This is a genomic window from Salmonella sp. SAL04196, from assembly GCF_046550835.1.
Classification (GTDB): domain Bacteria; phylum Pseudomonadota; class Gammaproteobacteria; order Enterobacterales; family Enterobacteriaceae; genus Salmonella; species Salmonella enterica.
Genome location: NZ_JBGDXE010000009.1, coordinates 75,496 through 97,873, shown reverse-complemented (window position 1 = coordinate 97,873; position 22,378 = coordinate 75,496). Strand labels below are relative to the sequence as shown.

The following is a 22,378-nucleotide window of genomic DNA, read 5'->3' as shown; positions in this document are numbered from 1 at the left end:
GGGTACTGCTTAAAGGTATTCCACTTTAAGCACTTCGTATTCCACATCGCCGCCAGGCGTTTTGATCACCACGACGTCATCCTGCTCTTTGCCGATCAGACCGCGAGCGATTGGCGAGTTTACCGAAATGAGATTTTGCTTAAAATCCGCCTCATCATCGCCAACAATACGATAGGTCTGCTCTTCGTCGGTGTCCAGGTTCAGCACCGTGACGGTAGCGCCGAAAATCACGCGACCATTGTTCGGCATTTTGGTGACGTCAATCACCTGCGCATTCGACAGTTTTGCTTCGATATCTTTAATGCGCCCTTCGCAGAAACCCTGCTGTTCGCGTGCAGCATGATACTCCGCGTTTTCTTTTAAATCGCCATGTTCGCGCGCTTCGGCGATAGCGGCGATGATTTCAGGACGGCGCACAGATTTCAGAAAATCCAGCTCTTCGCGCAGTTTTTCGGCTCCGCGTAAGGTCATCGGAATAGCTTGCATTTGTTATACCTCTTGAACATTCCTGTAGGGGGCAATGAACTCTACCCCGGCTGCTAAGCCAGCCCCGGCATATGCCATACCAGGGTCAGAAGCAAAAAAACACCAACCCGGGCGCGCAGTCCCAGGTCAGCTACAATTTCCTCTTTGATAACCATTTTACCCTGGAGTTCCCTATGGGTCATCGTTTACTTTTTAGGGCGTTGCGCCGTAGTATGACGGCTTGTTTCCAGGGTGTTAGCGCGAGATTATGCGATTTTCCAGATTTATCATCGGATTGACCACCAGTATAGCGTTCAGCGTTCAGGCCGCGAATATTGACGAATACATCAAACAGCTTCCGGCCGGCGCCAACCTCGCGCTGATGGTACAAAAGATTGGCGCGCCCGCGCCGACTATTGATTATCATAGTCAGCAGATGGCGCTTCCCGCCAGTACCCAAAAGGTGATTACCGCGCTGGCGGCGCTGATTCAACTCGGCCCGGATTTCCGTTTTACGACCACGCTGGAGACTAAAGGCAACGTCGATAACGGCATCCTGAAAGGTGACTTAATTGCGCGATTCGGTGGCGATCCAACGCTAAGACGTCAGGATATTCGCAATATGGTCGCGACGCTGAAAAAGTCAGGCGTCACGCAAATCGACGGCAATGTGCTTATCGACACGTCGATTTTCGCTAGCCACGATAAAGCGCCAGGCTGGCCGTGGAACGACCTGACGCAGTGTTTCAGCGCGCCTCCCGCCGCCGCCATTGTTGACCGCAACTGTTTTTCTGTGTCGCTTTATAGCGCGCAAAAACCAAACGATTTAGCCTTTATTCGCGTGGCCTCTTATTATCCGGTAACGATGTTCAGCCAGGTACGGACTCTGCCGCGCGGTTCGGCAGACGCGCAGTATTGCGAGCTGGATGTGGTGCCTGGCGATTTGAACCGTTATACGCTTACCGGCTGTTTACCACAGCGCGCCGACCCGCTGCCGCTGGCCTTTGCTATTCAGGACGGCGCCAGCTACGCGGGCGCGATCCTCAAGCAGGAACTGAAAGAGGCCGGGATAACTTACCGCGGCACGCTGCTGCGCCAGACGCAGGTTAACGAGCCCGGAACGATCGTCGCCAGTAAACAGTCGGCGCCACTGCACGATCTGCTTAAGATTATGCTGAAAAAGTCAGACAACATGATCGCCGATACTGTTTTTCGGATGATTGGTCATGTCAGGTTTAACGTGCCTGGCACCTGGCGGGCGGGATCGGATGCCGTTCGCCAGATCCTACGCCAACAGGCGGGAATTGATATCGGCAATACCATTATTGCCGACGGTTCCGGTCTTTCTCGCCATAACCTGATCGCTCCCGCCACGATGATGCAGGTGCTGCAATATATCGCCCAACACGATAACGAGCTGAACTTTATCTCTATGCTGCCGCTGGCGGGCTATGATGGTTCATTGCAATACCGCGCCGGCCTGCATCAGGCGGGCGTAGACGGTAAGGTTTCGGCGAAAACCGGGTCACTGCAGGGCGTGTACAACCTGGCGGGCTTTATTACCACCGCAAGCGGGCAACGGATGGCATTTGTACAGTATTTGTCCGGCTACGCGGTTCCACCTGCCGATCAGCGTAATCGCCGAATCCCGCTGGTACGCTTCGAGAGTCGGTTGTATAAGGATATTTATCAGAATAACTGAGTGCATTATTGCCGGATGGCGGCGCTAACGCGTCTTATCCGGCCTACAAAGAACATAATAATAAAACGGGCCGCAAATGCGGCCCGTTGGCTTTTGTAGGCCGGATAAGCGTTAGCGCCATCCGGCTACGAGATTAACGTTTGTAGATGAACTCGACGCCTTCTTCGTCGTCTTCATCCCAGTCGTCATCCCAGTCATCGTCTGCGTCTTCTTCCACTTCAGCCAACTGCTGGCGATGATAATCGTCCCACATGAACTCGACTTTTTCCGGCTGTTTTGCTTCTTCAGCCTGCGCGATCGGATTCTCGATGATAAAGGTCATCACATCCCAGCAGAGATCTTTCACCCCCAGCTGACTGGCGGCGGAAATCAGATAGTATTTCCCTTCCCAGCCCAACGCTTCGGCGATCGCTTTCGCTTTCTCTTCCGCTTCGGTTTTATCCATCAGATCGATCTTGTTGAACACTAACCAGCGCGGTTTAGCCGCCAGATCCTGGCTGTATTTTTCCAGTTCGCCAATAATGATACGGGCGTTTTCCACCGGATCGGAACCGTCGATCGGATCGATATCAATGAGGTGCAGCAGTACGCGGCAACGTTCGAGGTGCTTCAGGAAGCGAATCCCCAGGCCCGCGCCTTCCGCCGCGCCTTCGATCAACCCCGGAATGTCGGCCACCACAAAACTCTTTTCGCTGTCCATACGTACCACGCCCAGGCTCGGCACCAGCGTGGTAAACGGATAGTCCGCGACTTTCGGTTTTGCTGCCGATACCGCGCGAATGAACGTTGATTTACCGGCGTTTGGCATCCCCAGCATCCCGACATCCGCCAGCAGCATCAGTTCCAGCAGCAGGTCGCGCTTATCGCCCGGCGTACCATTGGTTTTCTGGCGCGGCGTACGGTTAACCGAGGATTTAAAACGGGTATTGCCTAACCCATGCCAGCCGCCCTTCGCGACCAACAGACGCTGACCGTGTTTGGTCATGTCGCCCATCGTTTCACCGGTTCCTTGGTCGATAACGCGCGTACCGACCGGCACTTTGATGGTCACGTCTTTACCGCGTTTACCGGTACAGTCGCGGCTCGCGCCATTCTGACCACGTTCAGCGCGGAACGATTTTTCAAAGCGGTAATCGATCAGCGTATTCAGGTTTTCATCGGCTTCCATCCAGACGTCGCCGCCGTCGCCGCCATCACCGCCGTCCGGGCCGCCTTTCGGGATATATTTTTCGCGGCGGAAGCTCACACAGCCATTACCGCCATCGCCTGCAACGACCAGAATCGATGCTTCATCAACAAACTTCATTTTATTCTCCGTAAATCATTCGCCTGAGCGGGGTTGCGAAACCACCGTTTCATGCTTGCGTAAACCGCCCCAAATACGATGACCAATGGCGGAATACATCGCGCCCGCAACCACGACAAACGCACCGAGATAACCTAAAAGGTTTAACATCGGTCTGGCGAAGAAATCGGGCCAGGCCATAGATAAAAGATCTGAAAACAGCAGGGTAAATAGCGGTGTAAGCGTGATTATCGCGCTCACCTGCGCCGCCTGCCAACGCGCCATCGCTTCCGCCAGGGCGCCATATCCTACCAGCGTATTTAGCCCGCAGAAAATCAAACAGGCGAGCTGCCAGTCGCTCAGTTGCGCTATCACCATCGGTTTTGCCAGCGGCAAGAGCGCTATCGTACATAAAGTGTACAGTAAAAACAGGATCTGCTGCGAGGCCAGACGTCGCAATAATACTTTTTGCGCCACGCCATAGCTCACCCACACCATCGCCGCGCCTACGCCAAAAATAACGCCCCAGGTGTAGTCGGTCAGTCGGGTAAAAATCTCGATCAGACTGGTGTTAAAAAACATCACCAGCCCGCTCAATAACATCAGCGCGCCAATCACCTGCGTACCGCGCATCTTTTCTTTCAGAATAAAGACGCTGGCGACCATCATGCCAACCGGCGAAAGCTGGCCGATAACCTGCGACGCGGTTGGGCTTAAATATTGCAGGGAAGAACTGAACAAAATGAAATTACCGAACAGTCCGCAGGTCGCTATCGCCAATAACACCAACCAGCGCGGCTTACGAAAAATACGCAGCGGCGGCAGCTTTCTTTTTACTGCCAGTATCGCCCCGAGGCCAATACTGGCCATTAAGAAGCGGTAGAAGACAATGGTTGAAGGCTCCATCACCTCCAGCACTTGCTTCATTGCTATTGGCAACGCTCCCCAGCACATCGCGGTAGTGAGCGCTAAAAGAATGCCAATGCCTGCCTGCTGCTTCATGCCGTGTTCCCTGCAAAGACCCGTTAACGGCATTCGCACAGCCACACGGGTATATTTTAGTCGGCCATCGAATGTAAAAAGCCCCGCAACAGGTGCGGGGCTTTCATCCGTTACCGGACCACAAAAAACTTACTCAGCAACGATGCTGATGTATTTACGGTTTTTCGGGCCTTTAACTTCGAATTTCACTTTACCGTCTGCTTTAGCAAACAGAGTGTGGTCACGACCGCAACCAACATTGGTGCCAGCGTGGAATTTAGTACCACGTTGACGAACGATGATGCTGCCTGCCAGAACTGCTTCACCGCCAAAGCGTTTTACGCCCAGACGTTTAGCTTCAGAATCGCGACCGTTACGAGTCGAGCCGCCAGCCTTTTTATGTGCCATTTAATCTGCTCCCCTAATCTTAAGCGCTGATGCCGGTAATTTTCACATCAGTGAACCACTGACGATGGCCCTGCTGCTTACGGTAGTGTTTACGGCGACGAAACTTAACGATTTTAACTTTCTCGCCACGACCGTGGGCAACAACTTCAGCTTTGATTACGCCGCCATCAACGAAAGGAACGCCGATTTTGACTTCTTCACCGTTTGCGACCATCAGAACTTCAGCGAACTCGATAGTTTCGCCAGTTGCGATGTCCAGCTTTTCCAGGCGAACGGTCTGACCTTCGCTTACTCGGTGTTGTTTACCACCACTTTGGAAAACCGCGTACATAAAAAACTCCGCTTCCGCGCACACCTTTCAATGATTCAGAGCGCGCTATAAATATTCACAATAGGGCGCGAATATTACGCAAATTGCACGGCTTTGACAAGTGCTACCATCAATACATGAAGAAAAAAAACACAACGCATACGGTAACGTTTATCTGCGGCGTTTTTTCAGTACAATCAGGGTATATTTCTAACCATAAACCCTACGTTACCTCATTCAGACATGGGATAATCGGGGCGATAAGCCCGGCTTTTGCGATGAATTTAGAAAAAATCAACGAGTTAACCGCGCAAGATATGGCGGGTGTCAATGCGACAATCCTTGAACAGCTTAATTCCGACGTTCAACTGATTAATCAGCTAGGATATTACATTATTAGCGGCGGCGGAAAACGCATTCGTCCGATGATTGCCGTTCTTGCCGCACGCGCGGTGGGTTATCAGGGTAACGCGCACGTGACTATCGCCGCTCTGATCGAGTTTATCCACACGGCGACGCTGCTACATGATGATGTGGTGGATGAATCCGATATGCGTCGCGGCAAAGCGACGGCAAATGCCGCCTTCGGTAATGCTGCCAGCGTGTTGGTCGGCGACTTTATCTATACCCGCGCCTTCCAGATGATGACCAGCCTCGGCTCGTTAAAAGTGCTGGAAGTGATGTCGGAAGCGGTCAACGTGATTGCAGAAGGCGAAGTGCTGCAATTGATGAACGTGAATGACCCGGACATTACCGAAGAAAATTACATGCGGGTGATTTACAGTAAAACGGCCCGTCTGTTCGAAGCCGCCGCCCAGTGCTCCGGTATTCTTGCCGGTTGTACGCCTGAGCAAGAGAAAGGGTTGCAGGACTATGGCCGCTACCTTGGTACGGCTTTCCAGCTCATTGACGATCTGCTGGATTACAGCGCCGACGGCGAGCATCTCGGTAAAAATGTGGGTGATGACCTCAATGAGGGCAAACCCACCTTACCGTTGCTTCACGCCATGCGCCACGGTACGCCAGAACAGTCAGCGATGATCCGTACCGCTATTGAACAAGGTAATGGCCGTCATCTTCTGGAACCGGTTCTGGAAGCGATGACCACCTGCGGCTCGCTGGAATGGACGCGTCAGCGAGCTGAAGAAGAAGCCGACAAAGCGATATCCGCGTTGCAGATATTGCCGGATACTCCCTGGCGTGAGGCGCTAATCGGTCTCGCACACATCGCGGTGCAGCGCGATCGTTAATGCCGTTCTCTTATCCCGCGTACTACGCGGGATATCCCATTAAGTTCCAATAAACTCCAGATACTTTGTTCCCTGTCTTTTCATATAGCCATATAGGGCTTCCCCTGGCATATTCTGAATATTGCCGCCACTTACATGAACTTTTTAGAACATTCTTTCACGAAGCGTTATAGTATCGAACGTCGTCGGGTTGTTAAAACCGTAAGTGATTAACCTAAGGAGTGATGGATGTATGGAAAGCAAGCTTATTGACTGGCATCCGGCCGATATCATTGCCGGACTACGTAAAAAAGGGACTTCAATGGCCGCTGAGTCACGTCGGAATGGATTGAGTTCATCCACGCTGGCCAATGCATTAACGCGCCCGTGGCCGAAAGGAGAGTTGATTATCGCGAAAGCATTGGGAACGGAACCCTGGGTTATTTGGCCATCGCGTTATCACGATCCGCGCACGCATGAGTTTATCGACAGAACGCGGCTTATGAGAGCGCGTAATAAAAACAAACAGAATGTAGAGTAAGTGCCTGTAAAACAACCCCCGCATCGCGTTCGCGGGGGTTATTCAGCGTACAGAAGGTTATTCGCCTTTCACGCGTTCAATATTCGCGCCTAGCGCGCGCAGTTTGTCTTCGATGCGCTCATAACCGCGATCGATGTGATAAATGCGATCCACAATCGTCGTGCCTTCCGCAATACAGCCCGCCAGCACCAGGCTCGCAGATGCCCGCAGATCTGTCGCCATGACCTGGGCGCCAGAGAGCGTTTCTACGCCATGGCATATGACGGTATTGCTTTCAATTTCCGCACGCGCGCCCATGCGGCTGAGTTCAGGCACGTGCATAAAACGGTTTTCAAAGACGGTTTCAGTGATAAAGCCCGTCCCTTCCGCCACCAGGTTCAGCAACGTGAACTGCGCCTGCATATCGGTCGGGAATGCCGGGTGCGGCGCGGTACGGACATTGACCGCCTTCGGTCGTTTGCCGTGCATGTCCAGACTAATCCAGTCCTCGCCCACTTCGATATCCGCGCCAGCATCGCGCAGTTTCGCCAGTACCGCGTCCAGTGTGTCCGGTTGCGCGTTACGGCAGAGGATTTTGCCGCGAGAGATCGCTGCCGCCACCAGGAAAGTCCCCGTTTCGATACGATCCGGCAGCACACGATAAACGCCGCCGCCCAGACGCTCTACGCCCTCGATCGTAATACGATCGGTGCCCTGCCCGGCGATCTTCGCCCCCAGCGTAACCAGGAAGTTAGCGGTGTCGACAATTTCCGGCTCGCGCGCGGCGTTTTCAATGATGGTCGTCCCTTCCGCCAGCGTAGCGGCGCACATAATGGTGACGGTCGCGCCGACGCTGACCTTATCCATCACGATATGCGCCCCTTTAAGACGTCCTTCGACGGAGGCCTTTACGTAGCCCTCTTCCAGCTTGATGGTCGCACCCAGTTGTTCCAGACCGGTAATATGCAGATCAACCGGACGCGCGCCGATAGTACAGCCCCCCGGCAGAGAGACTTGTCCCTGACCAAAACGGGCAACCAGCGGCCCCAGCGCCCATATCGAGGCGCGCATGGTCTTAACCAGATCATAAGGCGCGCAGAACACGTTCACCTGGCTGGCGTCAATGTGTACCGATCCATTGCGTTCCACTTTCGCGCCTAATTGGCTCAGGAGCTTCATCGACGTATCCACGTCTTTCAGTTTTGGAACGTTTTGGATCTCTACCGGTTCTTCTGCCAGCAGAGCGGCGAACAGGATCGGCAGCGCGGCGTTTTTGGCGCCGGAAATTGTGACTTCGCCCTGGAGCGTCGTTGGCCCCTGTACACGAAATTTATCCATTATTGTATTCTCAGTTAAGCATTCATCTCCGCTACCGGCAGGTTACCCGTAGCTTAAAATCCGTTAAGTTTACGATCGCGCGCCCATTCCGCCGGGGTATATGCTTTGATCGATACGGCATGGATACGGTTGTCCGCAATGTACTCCATTAGCGGCCCATAGACCGTTTGCTGTTTCTTGACCCGGCTCATGCCGTCAAACATCTCGCCCACGGCAATAACCTGAAAGTGACTGCCATCGCCGGAGACGTGGACTTCCTGGAGGGAGAGGGCATTCATCAGCACACTCTGAATTTCATGATTTTCCATGGGTTCTTTATTCGTCAAATAGTGAAAACAGCCCAACATCTTAGAGCAAAGTCGCGCCGTCTTAAATAAGCAAAAGATTACGCTGATAAATCAGCGCGGTAAAAGTGCCGGATGGTGCTGCTAACGCAACTTATCCGGCCTACGGGGATCATGCGAAGTGTAGGCCGGATAAACCATCCGGCATTCATTACATACGGGGAAGTACGTCTTCGGGCAAGTTATATAATTGCGCCAGCGCGTAAACCTTGTCGTTAACGCCAGACAGCGACACGGCATTGCCCTGCTTTTTTGCCTGGTTCACAAGGTGCGCCAGCAGCGCCAGTCCCCCTGTATCCACCCTGGAGATCTGGCTCAGGTCGATACGGGTAACGCCATTCATCGCTTCTACGCGCGCGTCCCATAGCGGCGCCAACACGTCCTGATCCAGCTCTCCCGCCAGCACCAGAGTGTCCGCCTCACGCGTCCAGGTGAGTTGCGGCGTCATTACTGTTTCTCGTCCAAAGTAATTTTCTGTTGAGAGATAGATTTCAGTTGTGCGGTCAGGCCGTCGATGCCTTTAGTACGCAGCAGGTCGCTCCACTCATTTTGCTTGGTGGTGATCATGCTGACGCCTTCCGCAATCATGTCATACGCCTGCCAGTTGCCGGTCTGGGTGTTTTTGCGCCACTGGAAATCCAGGCGTACCGGCGGACGACCGTTGGGATCGATAATCGTTACACGGATAGGCACAATGGTCGCATCGCCCAGCGGTTGCTCAGGCGCTATCTGGTAAGTCTGGCCGTGGTACATCGCCAGCGCCTGACCGTAGGCCTGTTTCAGGTATTCGCGAAACGCTGCAAAATAGGCTTCACGCTGCGCCGGGGTCGCCTCTTTGTAGTAGCGGCCCAGCACCAGCGCGCCGGCATATTTTACCTGCACGTACGGCAGAAGTTCCTGATCAACAACGTCGCGCAGGTAATCCGGGTTGGCACGAATTTTCGGCTGTTCGTTTTTCAGGCGATCAAAAGTTTTCTGCGCCGCCTCGTTCATCAGTTTATAAGGATTGCTCTGATCCGCTGCCGTTGCTGCGCTTAATGGCGCAATGACCAGCAGGGCCACCATCATCAGTCGTTTAAACATGCCTCAATTCTCCTGAGATTATTTCGTTTCGCCCGCGGGCGTTGTGGCTTCAGTATGGCCTTCCGTTGCGGCTGGCGCATCGCCAGAATTCTTATTGTCGTCGCCTTTGCTGTTATAAAGGAACTGACCAATCATATCTTCCAGCACCATTGCAGACTTGGTGTCCTGAATCGTACTCCCATCTTTGAGGATAGACGTTCCCAGCTCAGGATCTTCAAAACCGACGTTTAATGCCAGATATTGCTCCCCCAGCAGCCCGGAAGTACGAATACTCAACGAGCTGGTATCGGGAATATGGTTATAACGCTCTTCGATGTCGAGCGTTACGCGCGGCAGGTATGTTTTCGGATCAAGCGAGATATCTTCAACCCGCCCGACAACCACCCCGCCGATGCGTACCGGGGAACGCACTTTCAGACCGCCGATGTTATCGAAGGTCGCATAAACCTTATAGGTCGGCTCCGTGCGCATAGAGGTCACATTTGCCGCCTTCAGGCAAACAAACAGCGCCGCCAGCAACGCTACCAGCAAAAAAACGCCTACCCAAATTTCATTTTTTTTCGTTTGCATGAACTCAATTCCCAAACATCAGTGCGGTCAGCACAAAATCCAGCCCCAGAACGGCCAACGATGCGTGAACCACGGTACGCGTCGTTGCCCGGCTAATCCCGGCAGAAGTCGGTATTGCGTCATAACCGTTGAATAACGCAATCCATGTTACCGTAATGGCGAACACCACGCTCTTTATCAGACAGTTCACCAGATCCATACGCCAGTCGACGGCATTCTGCATCGCGGACCAGAAGAACCCGGCGTCGATTCCCTTCCAGCTTACGCCGACCAGCGAGCCGCCCCAGATACCGACCGCCACAAAGATAATGGTCAGTAGCGGCAACGAAATCACGCCCGCCCAGAAGCGCGGCGAAATCACCCGGCGCAATGGATCGACCGCCATCATCTCCATACTGGAGAGCTGCTCCGTCGCCCGCATCAGGCCGATTTCCGCCGTCAACGCCGACCCGGCCCGCCCGGCAAACAGCAACGCCGCGACCACCGGCCCCAGCTCGCGCAGCAGCGAAAGCGCCACTAACATGCCAAGACTGGTCTCCGCGCTGTAAGTAGTCAGAACCAGATAGCCTTGCAGCCCCAGCACCATACCGATGAATACGCCGGAGACAATAATGATAAGCATCGACAAGACGCCCACATTATAAAGCTGGCGCACCAGCAGCGGCGCATGTTTGCGAAACTCCGGCTTACCGATAATCGCATTGAATAACATTAACCCGGCGCGCCCGAACGTCCTGACGGTTTTGATCCCGCTGTGTCCGAGTGCTGCCAGCGCATTTAACAGCATGAGTGGCTTAACTCCCTGTTTCGAGTAAATCAAGGTGATAGTCGCCCGCCGGATAGCGGAACGGAACCGGCCCGTCGGCAATACCGTCAAGGAACTGACGCACGCGCGGGTCCGTATTCTCCTGCAACGCCTGAGCGCTACCGTGAGCGACGATTTTTTTGTCCGCCATGATCCAGGCGTGATCCGCAATACTGAGCACCTCTGGCACATCATGCGAGACCACCACGCAGGTCACGCCCAGCGCGCTGTTCAATTCTGAAATCAGCTTCACCAGAACGCCCATGGTAATCGGGTCCTGGCCGACAAACGGCTCATCGAACATGATGAGATCCGGTTCCAGAGCGATGGCGCGCGCCAACGCGGCGCGACGCGCCATCCCACCGGAGAGCTCGGAAGGCATCAGTTTTGCCGCACCGCGCAGCCCGACAGCTTCCAGTTTCATCATCACAACGCTTTTTAGCAGCGGCGCGGGTAAATTGGTGTGCTCCCGTAGCGGATAGGCCACATTGTCAAACACGTTCATGTCGGTAAACAGCGCTCCCGACTGAAACAGCATACTCATACGTTTGCGGACGGTGTAGAGCCGCGAACGGGACATGGCCGGCACATTCTCGCCATCAAATAAGATCTCGCCCTTATCCGGCGGGATCTGTCCGCCAATCAGGCGCAACAGCGTGGTTTTACCGATGCCCGACGGCCCCATGATCGCCGTGATCTTCCCGCGCGGCACCGTCAGGGAAATATTATCGAAAATGCAGCGTTCGCCACGGGAAAAGCTGACGTCGCGCATATCGACTAAATTGGCCGCAGACTGACCCATTGATTCATCCTTCGTATTGCCTTGTTGAGGTAACCATGGCGCTGAATTTAACCATGGGTTCGACATAATTACAGAATATTAACTGACAGGGTTAGCGAAAGCTGGCATTCGTTTTACTTTTTAGCCGCATAAAGTCAAAATTAGGACTTCGTTACGGCTTCCAGATATCCCTTCCAGGGGACCGGCGAGTATACCTGAAGAAAGGACTTTAGATGCTTTTAGCGATGGCGCTACTCATAATTGGTTTGCTTCTGGTGGCCTACGGCGCCGATCGTCTGGTGTTTGCGGCCTCTATTTTATGCCGTACATTCGGTATTCCCCCGCTGATCATCGGGATGACGGTCGTGAGTATCGGCACCTCGCTGCCGGAAATTATTGTGTCGGTCGCCGCATCGCTACACGGTCAGCTCGATTTGGCCGTCGGCGCGGCGCTCGGTTCTAACATCACCAATATTTTGCTGATCTTAGGGCTGGCGGCGCTGGTTCGTCCATTTACCGTGCATTCCGATGTTTTACGTCGCGAATTGCCGTTAATGTTATTTGTTAGCGTGGTAGCCGGTTCCGTACTGCATGACGGACAGTTAAGCCGCAGTGATGGTATCTTTCTTCTGCTTCTGGCTGTGCTATGGCTGTTATTCATTGTTAAAATCGCGCGTCTGGCCGAACGCCAGGGGAATGACAGCCTCACCCGCGAACAACTGGCGGAGCTGCCGCGCGAAGGCGGGCTCCCCGTCGCGTTCTTATGGCTGGGCATTGCGCTGGTCATCATGCCGATGGCGACGCGCATGGTAATCGATAACGCTACGGTGCTGGCGAACTATTTCGCCATGAGTGAATTAACGCTCGGTCTGACAGTCATCGCCGTCGGCACCAGTCTGCCAGAGCTGGCGACGGCGATTGCCGGCGTGCGAAAAGGCGAAAATGATATTGCCGTTGGTAATCTCATTGGCGCCAATATTTTTAATCTCGCCATCGTGCTGGGACTGCCTGCGCTGATCGCGCCGGGAGAGATCAACCCGCTGGCGTTTGGGCGTGATTATAGCGTGATGTTGCTGGTTAGCGTGGTTTTCGCTTTACTTTGCTGGCGGCATCCGCGTCAGATTGGTCGGGGCGCAGGTATACTGCTGACCGGCGGGTTTATCGTATGGCTGGCGATGCTCTATTGGCTATCGCCACTTCTTGTTGGATAACTGGAAACGGATTATGTCGCATTTAGCGTTGCAACCGGGGTTTGACTTTCAGCAGGCAGGCAAAGAAGTCCTGGAAATTGAACGTGAAGGCCTGGCGGAGCTTGATCAATATATCAACCAGCATTTCACGCTGGCCTGTGAAAAAATGTTCAACTGCACCGGAAAAGTGGTGGTCATGGGGATGGGAAAATCCGGTCATATCGGACGGAAAATGGCCGCCACGTTCGCCAGTACCGGCACCTCTTCCTTTTTTGTACATCCGGGCGAAGCCGCGCACGGCGATTTGGGGATGGTTACGCCGCAGGATGTGGTTATCGCTATCTCCAACTCCGGCGAATCCAGCGAGATCGCGGCGCTAATACCGGTGCTTAAACGTCTGCACGTACCGTTAATTTGCATTACCGGGCGACCGGAAAGCAGCATGGCGCGTGCGGCAGATGTGCATCTGTGTGTTAAAGTGCCCAAAGAAGCGTGTCCGTTAGGACTGGCGCCTACCAGTAGTACCACCGCAACGCTGGTGATGGGCGACGCGCTCGCCGTGGCATTGTTAAAAGCGCGCGGCTTTACCGCCGAGGATTTCGCTCTGTCGCATCCTGGCGGCGCGCTGGGACGTAAGCTACTGCTGCGCGTAAGCGATATTATGCATACTGGCGATGAGATCCCGCATGTTAATAAACATGCCACCCTGCGTGATGCGCTGCTAGAAATTACGCGTAAAAATCTCGGTATGACCGTCATTTGCGATGAATCCATGAAGATCGACGGTATCTTCACCGACGGCGATTTACGTCGCGTGTTCGATATGGGCGGCGATATGCGCCAGTTGGGGATCGCCGAGGTGATGACGCCAGGGGGCATTCGCGTGCGTCCCGGTATTCTCGCTGTCGATGCGCTGAATTTAATGCAGTCCCGCCATATCACCTCCGTACTGGTTGCTGATGGCGACCAGTTACTCGGTGTGTTACATATGCATGATCTCCTGCGTGCAGGCGTCGTGTAGAAACTCAAGGATAATTAACGATGAGTAAAGCAGGTGCGTCGCTTGCGACCTGTTATGGCCCCGTCAGCACCCATGTCATGACCAAAGCGGAGAATATCCGCCTGCTCATCCTGGACGTGGATGGCGTATTGTCTGACGGCCTGATTTATATGGGCAATAACGGCGAAGAGCTGAAGGCTTTCAACGTTCGTGACGGCTATGGTATTCGCTGTGCTTTGACCTCCAATATCGAGGTTGCCATTATTACCGGACGAAAGGCTAAACTTGTAGAAGATCGCTGCGCCACGCTGGGGATTGTCCATCTTTATCAGGGACAGTCGAATAAGCTGATCGCCTTTAGCGATCTGCTGGAAAAACTGGCCATTGCGCCGGAAAATGTTGCCTATGTCGGCGATGATCTGATTGACTGGCCGGTGATGGAAAAAGTGGGATTAAGCGTTGCCGTTGCGGATGCGCATCCGCTGCTGATCCCCCGCGCTGACTATGTGACGCACATTGCCGGCGGGCGCGGCGCGGTACGTGAGGTGTGCGATTTGCTGCTGCTGGCGCAGGGCAAGCTGGATGAGGCCAAAGGGCAATCGATATGAGTAAAACCAGACGTTGGGTTATCATTCTACTGTCGCTGGCCATTCTGGTACTGATTGGTATCAATCTGGCGGATAAAGACGATCCTGCTGCCGTGATGGTCAACAGCAACGATCCCACGTATAAAAGCGAGCATACGGATACCGTCGTGTACAGTCCGGAAGGCGCGTTGAGCTATCGTCTGATCGCGCAGCACGTTGAATATTTTTCCGATCAGGCGGTCTCATGGTTTACGCAACCGGTATTAACCACCTTTGATAAGGATAAAGTGCCGACATGGTCGATCAAGGCCGATAAAGCCAAATTGACTAACGATCGGATGCTCTATCTGTATGGCCATGTTGAAGTCAACGCCCTAGTGCCTGACGCTCAATTACGCAGAATTACCACCGATAACGCGCAGATTAATCTGGTGACGCAGGATGTTACCTCGAACGATCTGGTGACGTTATACGGCACAACATTTAACTCCAGCGGACTGAAAATGCGCGGTAACTTACGCAGCAAGAACGCCGAGCTGATTGAAAAGGTTAGAACCTCTTATGAAATTCAAAACAAACAAACTCAGCCTTAATCTTATGCTTGCCGGCTCGCTGCTGGCCGCCAGCATTCCGGCTTTCGCCGTCACGGGCGATACCGAACAGCCTATTCATATTGACTCGGATCAACAGTCGCTGGATATGCAAGGCAACGTCGTGACCTTTACGGGCAACGTGGTGATGACCCAGGGCACGATTAAGATCAACGCCGATAAAGTCGTGGTTACCCGCCCTGGCGGCGAACAGGGGAAAGAGGTGATCGACGGTTACGGCAATCCGGCCACCTTCTACCAGATGCAGGACAACGGTAAGCCGGTGAAAGGCCACGCTTCCCATATGCATTACGAGCTGGCGAAAGATTTTGTGGTGCTGACCGGCAACGCTTATCTGGAGCAGCTTGACAGCAACATTACCGGCGACAAAATCACCTACCTGGTGAAAGAGCAGAAAATGCAGGCCTTCAGCGAGAAAGGCAAACGCGTCACCACCGTTCTGGTGCCGTCGCAGTTGCAAGACAAAAACAAAGGCCAGACTCCGGCGCAAAAGAAGAGTAACTAATTCGTTATGGCAACATTAACTGCAAAGAATCTGGCGAAGGCCTATAAAGGCCGTCGCGTAGTGGAAGATGTCAGTCTGACCGTTAACTCCGGGGAGATTGTCGGGCTGCTCGGTCCAAACGGCGCGGGTAAAACCACCACCTTTTATATGGTCGTCGGTATCGTGCCGCGTGACGCGGGCAATATCATCATCGATGATGAAGATATCAGTCTGCTGCCGCTGCACGCGCGCGCGCGCCGCGGTATCGGCTATTTGCCGCAGGAAGCCTCTATTTTCCGCCGTCTCAGCGTATTTGATAACCTGATGGCGGTACTGCAAATTCGTGACGATTTGACCGCAGAACAGCGAGAAGACCGCGCCAACGAGCTGATGGAAGAGTTTCATATTGAGCATCTGCGCGACAGTATGGGACAGGCGCTGTCCGGTGGTGAACGCCGTCGTGTAGAAATAGCCCGCGCGTTGGCCGCTAATCCCAAATTTATCCTGCTGGATGAACCGTTTGCCGGCGTTGACCCGATTTCCGTTATCGACATCAAACGCATTATCGAGCATCTGCGCGATAGCGGGCTCGGCGTGCTGATCACCGACCATAACGTCCGTGAGACGCTGGCAGTCTGTGAACGCGCCTATATCGTGAGCCAGGGCCACCTTATTGCCCACGGTACGCCGACAGAAATCCTGCAAGACGAACACGTTAAGCGTGTATATCTTGGGGAAGACTTCAGACTCTGATAGGGTAGAGGGCTATGCTGCTCTAGCGGGAGAAAACGACTCTGAATATGAAGCAAGGTTTGCAACTCAGGCTTAGCCAACAACTGGCGATGACGCCTCAGCTACAACAGGCCATCCGTCTGTTGCAGTTGTCTACGCTGGAACTTCAGCAGGAACTCCAGCAAGCGCTGGAAAATAACCCGCTGCTTGAGCAAACCGATCTTCATGACGAAATCGACACTCAGCAACCTCAGGATAACGATCCTCTCGATACCGCCGACGCGCTCGAACAAAAAGAGATGCCGGAAGAGCTGCCGCTTGACGCCAGTTGGGATGAAATTTACACCGCCGGGACGCCGTCCGGCCCCAGCGGCGATTATATCGACGATGAGCTGCCCGTCTATCAGGGCGAAACGACGCAGTCGTTGCAGGATTATCTGATGTGGCAGGTTGAGCTAACGCCCTTCTCGGACACCGATCGCGCTATTGCGACATCCATTGTCGACGCGGTAGATGATACCGGTTATCTCACCGTATCCCTGGACGAAATTCGCGAAAGCATGGGCGATGTAGAGGTGGATCTCGATGAGGTTGAAGCCGTTCTGAAGCGCATTCAGCGTTTTGATCCGGTAGGCGTCGCGGCAAAAGATCTTCGCGACTGTCTGCTGATCCAGCTTTCACAATTCGACAAATCCACGCCGTGGCTGGAAGAGGCGCGGCTTATTATCTGCGATCACCTTGATCTGCTGGCCAACCACGATTTCCGCACGTTGATGCGCGTTACCCGACTAAAAGAAGAGGTGCTGAAAGAGGCGGTAAACCTGATTCAGTCGCTCGATCCCAGACCCGGTCAATCGATCCAGACCGGTGAGCCGGAGTACGTTATCCCGGATGTGCTGGTACGCAAGCATAACGGTCGCTGGACGGTGGAGCTTAATAGCGACAGTATTCCCCGTTTACAGATTAACCAGCACTATGCCGCCATGTGCAATAGCGCGCGCAACGATGCCGACAGCCAGTTCATCCGCAGTAATTTACAGGATGCGAAGTGGCTGATAAAAAGCCTTGAAAGCCGCAACGACACGCTGCTGCGCGTCAGTCGCTGCATCGTCGAGCAACAGCAAGCCTTTTTTGAACAGGGCGAAGAATATATGAAACCGATGGTACTGGCGGATATCGCCCAGGCCGTCGAGATGCACGAATCCACTATATCCCGCGTGACCACGCAGAAGTATTTGCACAGCCCGCGCGGTATTTTTGAACTCAAATATTTCTTTTCCAGCCACGTCAATACCGAAGGCGGAGGCGAAGCCTCTTCCACCGCGATTCGCGCGCTGGTGAAGAAGTTAATTGCGGCGGAAAACCCCGCGAAACCACTGAGCGACAGCAAGTTAACCTCTCTGCTGTCAGAACAAGGTATCATGGTGGCGCGCCGCACTGTTGCGAAGTACCGAGAGTCTTTATCCATTCCGCCGTCAAACCAACGCAAACAGCTGGTTTGACCCAACCGATAAGGAAGACACTATGCAGCTCAATATCACCGGACATAATGTCGAAATTACTGAAGCCCTGCGTGAATTTGTGACGACAAAATTCGCCAAACTTGAACAGTATTTTGAGCGGATTAATCAGGTATACGTGGTGTTGAAAGTGGAGAAGGTCACGCATATCTCGGATGCGACGCTACACGTTAACGGCGGCGAAATTCACGCCAGCGCGGAAGGCCAGGATATGTATGCCGCCATTGACGGCTTGATTGATAAACTGGCAAGGCAGTTAACCAGGCATAAAGATAAACTGAAACAACACTAATTGTCCGGGCAGTTAGCCAGTGCAGGACGGCCTGTTGTGTGACACAACGGGCCATTTGTACAGTTAGCGCTCCGAACCTGGCCATCAACCTGACAGGACAGGTTCTTAGGTGAAATTATGATAAATAACGATACGACTCTACAACTGAGCAGTGTACTTAACCAGGAGTGTACGCGTAGCGGCGTTCATTGTCAGAGTAAGAAACGCGCGCTGGAAATCATCAGCGAACTGGCGGCAAAACAGCTCAGTTTACCTCCTCAGGTCGTGTTTGAAGCCATTCTGACACGCGAAAAAATGGGCAGTACCGGTATTGGTAATGGTATCGCCATCCCGCACGGGAAACTGGAAGAAGATACCTTACGCGCCGTCGGCGTGTTCGTTCAGCTCGAAACGCCGATCGCGTTCGACGCCATCGATAACCAGCCGGTCGATCTCCTCTTCGCCCTGCTGGTGCCCGCCGATCAAACTAAAACGCATCTGCACACGCTGTCGCTGGTGGCGAAACGTCTGGCGGATAAAACGATCTGCCGCCGCCTGCGCGCGGCGCTGAATGATGAAGAGCTGTATCAAATCATTACTGACACCGAAGGTGAGCAGAATGAGGCATAACAACTCAATGGCATTTCTTTCTGTCGTTGTGAGGAGAAACGGTACATGGTACTGATGATCGTCAGCGGGCGTTCCGGATCAGGTAAATCTGTCGCTCTGCGCGCGCTGGAAGATATGGGATTTTACTGCGTGGATAACCTCCCCGTCGTGCTGTTGCCCGATCTGGCGCGAACGCTGGCCGATCGCCAGATTTCCGCCGCCGTCAGCATTGATGTGCGCAATATGCCTGAATCACCTGAGATTTTTGAACAGGCGATGAATAATCTGCCTGGCGCTTTCTCGCCGCAATTGCTGTTTCTTGATGCCGACCGCAATACCTTGATTCGCCGCTACAGCGACACGCGCCGTTTGCATCCGCTTTCCAGCAAAAACCTTTCTTTAGAGAGTGCGATCGATAAAGAGAGTGACTTGCTGGAGCCGTTACGCTCACGTGCGGATCTGATCGTCGACACTTCAGAAATGTCCGTCCATGAGCTGGCGGAGATGCTGCGTACCCGGCTGTTGGGCAAACGCGAGCGCGAACTGACGATGGTATTTGAGTCCTTCGGCTTTAAACATGGTATCCCGATTGATGCGGACTATGTGTTTGATGTCCGCTTTCTGCCCAACCCGCACTGGGATCCAAAACTGCGCCCCATGACCGGGCTTGATAAGCCGGTAGCCGCGTTTCTTGACCGACACACAGAAGTTCACAATTTTATCTATCAGACTCGCAGCTATCTTGAGCTATGGTTACCGATGCTGGAGACCAACAACCGCAGCTACCTTACCGTCGCTATCGGTTGTACCGGCGGGAAACACCGTTCGGTGTATATTGCAGAACAGCTGGCAGACTACTTCCGCTCGCGCGGTAAAAATGTCCAGTCTCGCCATCGCACGCTGGAAAAACGCAAAACATGACCGTAAAGCAAACTGTTGAAGTCACCAATAAGCTGGGCATGCATGCCCGGCCTGCCATGAAGCTTTTCGAACTGATGCAGGGTTTTGACGCCGAGGTGCTATTACGCAATGACGAAGGCACCGAAGCGGAAGCAAATAGCGTCATCGCTCTGTTAATGCTCGACTCCGCCAAAGGGCGTCAGATCGAAATTGAAGCCACCGGCCCGCAAGAAGTTGAAGCGCTGGCGGCGGTTATCGCGCTGTTCAATTCCGGCTTTGACGAAGACTAAACCTCCCCCTCTATACCCTATTTTCCCCCAACGCCGTCCCGGTATTTGATGACAGTCACCCCAAAACCGGGCGTGTTACGCCTGCCTGCCACTTGTCCCGCAGCCCCACCCTTTCGTAAGATTTGTACATTTCGTGCGCTTTACCTATGCATAAAAACATTAAGAAAACCTTAAAAAATTTCGTTTAGGTTTTGTTTAAGTTCTTTGTCCATACTAAATTTATGTGAATAAATTTTTCCAGGACTTGCCATGATCTTCTTATCCAAACAGACTCCGCTGGGCGCCGGTCGACATCGTAAATGCTATACGCATCCGGATAATGCCCGGCGTTGCATAAAAGTCATTTACAACCGTGACCACGGCGGTGATAAAGAGATTCGGCGTGAACTGAGCTACTATGCGCATCTGTCCCGCTATCTGACAGACTGGAGCGCTATCCCCCGTTATTACGGCACGGTAGAAACCGATTGCGGCACCGGCTATGTCTACGACATGATTACCGATTTCAACGGCGCGCCCTCTATTACCCTGACCGAGTTCGCCGCGCAATGTCGTTATGAAGAGGATGTCGCTGTCCTGCGGCGGCTACTGAAAAAACTGAAACGTTACCTGCTGGATAACCATATTGTGACGATGTCGCTGAAGCCGCAAAACATCCTGTGCCAGCGTATCAGCGAGTCAGAAGTGGTTCCGGTGGTTTGCGACAATCTGGGGGAAAGTACCTTTATCCCGCTGGCGACCTGGTCAACATGGTGCTGTGAACGCAAACTGGAGAGAGTGTGGCAGCGGTTTATCGCCCAGCCTGCGCTGGCCGTTGCCCTGGAGAGGGGCGCGCAGCCAAAAGACAAGAAACGGCTGGCGCTTACTTCTCACGAAGCTTAATGGCCTGTACTTATCAGGCCTGGACGACACAGATCGCAGGCCGGATAAGGCGTTCGCGCCGCCAATCGGCAAAATTAATTAAGCTGGTTGCGCGTCATAAAAGATTCCCCGCCCAGTTGGCGCATCTGGCGCATAATCCACGCCTGCCGGCTACGCACATAGCCAGAAGGCGCATTCGCCTTATAGCGAATCGGGTTAGGCAGCACGGCCGCCAGTAACGCGGCTTCGGACATATTTAAGCGGCTGGCGGGTTTATGAAAATACCGTTGTGCCGCAGCCTCCACGCCAAAAATACCATCGCCAAACTCCGCGATATTCAGATAAACCGTGAGGATGCGCTTTTTGCTCCAGACAGTTTCAATGCCCAGCGTTAGCCCAGCCTCCAGACCTTTGCGCAGCCAACTGCGTCCATCCCATAAAAAGAGATTTTTCGCCGTTTGCTGCGAAAGCGTAGAGGCGCCGCGAATACGGCTCTCATTCCGCTCATTATGCGCCAGCGCTTTTTCAATCGCCGGAACATCAAAGCCCCAGTGCTCAGGGAACTTCTGGTCTTCCGCCGCAATTACCGCCAGCCCCATCCACGGCGAGATATCCGCCATACTGACCCAGTCAGAATGCGCCACATAACCGAACTCTCCACTCAGCCAGGCGCTAATCTGCCGTTCCGCCATCACCGCCGAAAAAGGCACCGGAACCACGCTAAACAGCGCAATGCCGCCGCCCCAAAAGACGGCGAGCGCAGCAAGGATACGTAAAAGTAGACGGCGCAAAAACCTTAACGGCGCGATGCGTCGTTTGCTCATTCCGCCAGAACCAGCACGCGCGACACTAATTTATCAATGCCGCTTGCCGCCTGGGCGATATCCTGCGCCAGCATATAGGCAGGGGTGGTCACGACCTTGTTATCCTCGTCCACAACGATATCATCAACCGGGCAAGGTACGTGTTCGGCGCCCATCTCTTCAAGTACTTCAGCGGTATCAATATCCGTCCCTATTGTCAGACGTAGCGGGAAGTCAAAGATTTTCGGCAACATTGCGGGCGCGATACAGATGAATCCCAGCGGCTTGCCGGACTGGTGCATGGCCTTCGCCAGCGCGACGACATCGCTATCCACCCGGCATTCGCTCCCCTGGCTGGCGAAATTACTCAGGTTCTTCGCCGCGCCGAAACCGCCGGGCACAATGAGCGCATCCAGTTCCTCTGGCTGAGCCTGGGACAGGGGACGAATATCGCCCCGCGTAATACGCGCCGCCTCAATCAGAACGTTACGCGTTTCAGCCATCGCTTCGCCGGTCAGGTGATTAATAACATCCGCTTGTGGTTTATCCGGCGCGAAGCAGACAGCCTGCGCGCCGCTGCGGGCAATGGCCAACAGCGTCAGAACGGCCTCATGAATTTCGGCGCCGTCATAGACGCCGCATCCGCTGAGCACTACGCCAATTTTTTTCATGGTGAACATCCTCCTGCAACCGACTCAA

The 22,378-nt window shown here is 53.7% G+C and carries 29 protein-coding genes; 15 read left to right on the top strand and 14 right to left on the bottom strand.

The window, feature by feature from the left end:
• Positions 1-9: 9 nt before the first annotated feature.
• Complete coding sequence (greA, locus tag ACLJPE_RS21420) at positions 10-486, bottom strand: transcription elongation factor GreA (RefSeq protein ID WP_001148008.1); 477 nt, start codon at positions 484-486, stop codon at positions 10-12.
• A gap of 247 nt (positions 487-733) precedes the next feature.
• Here greA and dacB point away from each other — a divergent pair, with 247 nt between their 5' ends.
• Complete coding sequence (gene dacB / locus ACLJPE_RS21415; RefSeq protein ID WP_023219999.1) at positions 734-2,167, top strand: serine-type D-Ala-D-Ala carboxypeptidase; 1,434 nt, start codon at positions 734-736, stop codon at positions 2,165-2,167.
• 133 nt (positions 2,168-2,300) lie between these two features.
• On the opposite strand, the gene cgtA is transcribed toward dacB, so the two are convergent.
• The 4 genes from cgtA to rplU all read right to left on the bottom strand — a co-directional run bounded on the left by cgtA (position 2,301) and on the right by rplU (position 5,172).
• Entirely contained in the window at positions 2,301-3,473 is a 1,173-nt protein-coding gene (gene cgtA, locus ACLJPE_RS21410) for an Obg family GTPase CgtA (protein ID WP_000673556.1), read from the bottom strand.
• 15 nt (positions 3,474-3,488) lie between these two features.
• Entirely contained in the window at positions 3,489-4,454 is a 966-nt protein-coding gene (locus ACLJPE_RS21405) for a DMT family transporter (protein ID WP_000813052.1), read from the bottom strand.
• Positions 4,455-4,583: 129 nt separating this feature from the next.
• Complete coding sequence (gene rpmA, locus ACLJPE_RS21400; RefSeq protein WP_000940593.1) at positions 4,584-4,841, bottom strand: 50S ribosomal protein L27; 258 nt, start codon at positions 4,839-4,841, stop codon at positions 4,584-4,586.
• A 19-nt stretch (positions 4,842-4,860) separates the two neighbouring features.
• Positions 4,861-5,172: a 50S ribosomal protein L21 gene (rplU, locus tag ACLJPE_RS21395; protein ID WP_000271398.1), complete on the bottom strand. Its 312-nt coding sequence runs from the start codon at positions 5,170-5,172 to the stop codon at positions 4,861-4,863.
• A 257-nt stretch (positions 5,173-5,429) separates the two neighbouring features.
• On the opposite strand from rplU, the gene ispB reads away from it, so the two are divergent.
• Positions 5,430-6,401: an octaprenyl diphosphate synthase gene (gene ispB, locus ACLJPE_RS21390; protein WP_001047354.1), complete on the top strand. Its 972-nt coding sequence runs from the start codon at positions 5,430-5,432 to the stop codon at positions 6,399-6,401.
• Between the two features lie 232 nt (positions 6,402-6,633).
• Positions 6,634-6,921 (top strand): DNA-binding transcriptional regulator SfsB, encoded by a 288-nt coding sequence (sfsB, locus tag ACLJPE_RS21385; protein WP_000444168.1) that lies wholly within the window; start codon positions 6,634-6,636, stop codon positions 6,919-6,921.
• Positions 6,922-6,978: 57 nt separating this feature from the next.
• Here sfsB and murA read toward each other — a convergent pair whose 3' ends face one another.
• From murA to mlaF, 7 genes are all read right to left on the bottom strand, one after another.
• On the bottom strand, positions 6,979-8,238 hold the full coding sequence (gene murA, locus ACLJPE_RS21380) for a UDP-N-acetylglucosamine 1-carboxyvinyltransferase (protein WP_000357288.1): 1,260 nt from the start codon (positions 8,236-8,238) through the stop codon (positions 6,979-6,981).
• Positions 8,239-8,291: 53 nt separating this feature from the next.
• A complete protein-coding gene (ibaG, locus tag ACLJPE_RS21375) occupies positions 8,292-8,546 on the bottom strand; it encodes a BolA family iron metabolism protein IbaG (RefSeq protein WP_001518349.1) in 255 nt (84 codons plus the stop codon).
• A 187-nt stretch (positions 8,547-8,733) separates the two neighbouring features.
• Positions 8,734-9,030 carry a lipid asymmetry maintenance protein MlaB gene (gene mlaB, locus ACLJPE_RS21370; RefSeq protein WP_000188843.1) on the bottom strand — a complete coding sequence of 99 codons (297 nt, stop codon included), beginning with the start codon at positions 9,028-9,030 and terminating at the stop codon, positions 8,734-8,736.
• Positions 9,030-9,665: a phospholipid-binding protein MlaC gene (gene mlaC, locus ACLJPE_RS21365; protein WP_000476475.1), complete on the bottom strand. Its 636-nt coding sequence runs from the start codon at positions 9,663-9,665 to the stop codon at positions 9,030-9,032. The genes mlaB and mlaC overlap by 1 nt, the downstream gene beginning before the upstream one ends.
• A gap of 18 nt (positions 9,666-9,683) precedes the next feature.
• Positions 9,684-10,235 carry an outer membrane lipid asymmetry maintenance protein MlaD gene (gene mlaD / locus ACLJPE_RS21360; protein WP_001193591.1) on the bottom strand — a complete coding sequence of 184 codons (552 nt, stop codon included), beginning with the start codon at positions 10,233-10,235 and terminating at the stop codon, positions 9,684-9,686.
• 4 nt (positions 10,236-10,239) lie between these two features.
• Positions 10,240-11,022 carry a lipid asymmetry maintenance ABC transporter permease subunit MlaE gene (gene mlaE / locus ACLJPE_RS21355; protein WP_000925786.1) on the bottom strand — a complete coding sequence of 261 codons (783 nt, stop codon included), beginning with the start codon at positions 11,020-11,022 and terminating at the stop codon, positions 10,240-10,242.
• 7 nt (positions 11,023-11,029) lie between these two features.
• Positions 11,030-11,842 carry a phospholipid ABC transporter ATP-binding protein MlaF gene (gene mlaF, locus ACLJPE_RS21350; RefSeq protein WP_000531566.1) on the bottom strand — a complete coding sequence of 271 codons (813 nt, stop codon included), beginning with the start codon at positions 11,840-11,842 and terminating at the stop codon, positions 11,030-11,032.
• Between the two features lie 212 nt (positions 11,843-12,054).
• Between mlaF and ACLJPE_RS21345 the strand changes: the two genes are divergently transcribed.
• The 12 genes from ACLJPE_RS21345 to yrbL all read left to right on the top strand — a co-directional run bounded on the left by ACLJPE_RS21345 (position 12,055) and on the right by yrbL (position 20,897).
• A complete protein-coding gene (locus ACLJPE_RS21345; RefSeq protein ID WP_000922742.1) occupies positions 12,055-13,032 on the top strand; it encodes a calcium/sodium antiporter in 978 nt (325 codons plus the stop codon).
• Positions 13,033-13,045: 13 nt separating this feature from the next.
• Positions 13,046-14,032: an arabinose-5-phosphate isomerase KdsD gene (gene kdsD / locus ACLJPE_RS21340; RefSeq protein WP_000018617.1), complete on the top strand. Its 987-nt coding sequence runs from the start codon at positions 13,046-13,048 to the stop codon at positions 14,030-14,032.
• A gap of 20 nt (positions 14,033-14,052) precedes the next feature.
• A complete protein-coding gene (gene kdsC, locus ACLJPE_RS21335) occupies positions 14,053-14,619 on the top strand; it encodes a 3-deoxy-manno-octulosonate-8-phosphatase KdsC (RefSeq protein ID WP_000030029.1) in 567 nt (188 codons plus the stop codon).
• The gene (lptC, locus tag ACLJPE_RS21330) at positions 14,616-15,191 is read left to right on the top strand and encodes an LPS export ABC transporter periplasmic protein LptC (protein WP_000047845.1); all 576 of its coding nucleotides are present in this window, start codon (positions 14,616-14,618) and stop codon (positions 15,189-15,191) included. The genes kdsC and lptC overlap by 4 nt, the downstream gene beginning before the upstream one ends.
• Positions 15,160-15,714, top strand: coding sequence for a lipopolysaccharide ABC transporter substrate-binding protein LptA (gene lptA, locus ACLJPE_RS21325; RefSeq protein WP_000669770.1), 555 nt, complete (start codon positions 15,160-15,162; stop codon positions 15,712-15,714). Before lptC ends, lptA begins: the two co-directional genes overlap by 32 nt.
• 6 nt (positions 15,715-15,720) lie before the next feature.
• Positions 15,721-16,446 (top strand): LPS export ABC transporter ATP-binding protein, encoded by a 726-nt coding sequence (lptB, locus tag ACLJPE_RS21320; RefSeq protein ID WP_000224104.1) that lies wholly within the window; start codon positions 15,721-15,723, stop codon positions 16,444-16,446.
• Between the two features lie 47 nt (positions 16,447-16,493).
• Entirely contained in the window at positions 16,494-17,927 is a 1,434-nt protein-coding gene (rpoN, locus tag ACLJPE_RS21315) for an RNA polymerase factor sigma-54 (protein WP_000809020.1), read from the top strand.
• Between the two features lie 22 nt (positions 17,928-17,949).
• Complete coding sequence (hpf, locus tag ACLJPE_RS21310) at positions 17,950-18,237, top strand: ribosome hibernation promoting factor (RefSeq protein WP_001176589.1); 288 nt, start codon at positions 17,950-17,952, stop codon at positions 18,235-18,237.
• A 117-nt stretch (positions 18,238-18,354) separates the two neighbouring features.
• Entirely contained in the window at positions 18,355-18,846 is a 492-nt protein-coding gene (gene ptsN / locus ACLJPE_RS21305; protein ID WP_000609332.1) for a PTS IIA-like nitrogen regulatory protein PtsN, read from the top strand.
• Positions 18,847-18,891: 45 nt separating this feature from the next.
• Positions 18,892-19,746, top strand: coding sequence for an RNase adapter RapZ (gene rapZ / locus ACLJPE_RS21300; protein WP_000243749.1), 855 nt, complete (start codon positions 18,892-18,894; stop codon positions 19,744-19,746).
• A complete protein-coding gene (gene npr, locus ACLJPE_RS21295) occupies positions 19,743-20,015 on the top strand; it encodes a PTS phosphocarrier protein NPr (protein WP_000216797.1) in 273 nt (90 codons plus the stop codon). The genes rapZ and npr overlap by 4 nt, the downstream gene beginning before the upstream one ends.
• A 249-nt stretch (positions 20,016-20,264) precedes the next feature.
• Positions 20,265-20,897 (top strand): PhoP regulatory network protein YrbL, encoded by a 633-nt coding sequence (yrbL, locus tag ACLJPE_RS21290; RefSeq protein WP_000576801.1) that lies wholly within the window; start codon positions 20,265-20,267, stop codon positions 20,895-20,897.
• A 74-nt stretch (positions 20,898-20,971) separates the two neighbouring features.
• On the opposite strand, the gene mtgA is transcribed toward yrbL, so the two are convergent.
• Together mtgA and elbB are read right to left on the bottom strand one after the other, a co-directional pair.
• Positions 20,972-21,700, bottom strand: coding sequence for a monofunctional biosynthetic peptidoglycan transglycosylase (gene mtgA / locus ACLJPE_RS21285; RefSeq protein WP_001646420.1), 729 nt, complete (start codon positions 21,698-21,700; stop codon positions 20,972-20,974).
• Positions 21,697-22,350 (bottom strand): isoprenoid biosynthesis glyoxalase ElbB, encoded by a 654-nt coding sequence (gene elbB / locus ACLJPE_RS21280; protein WP_000719811.1) that lies wholly within the window; start codon positions 22,348-22,350, stop codon positions 21,697-21,699. The genes mtgA and elbB overlap by 4 nt, the downstream gene beginning before the upstream one ends.
• Positions 22,351-22,378: the final 28 nt, after the last annotated feature.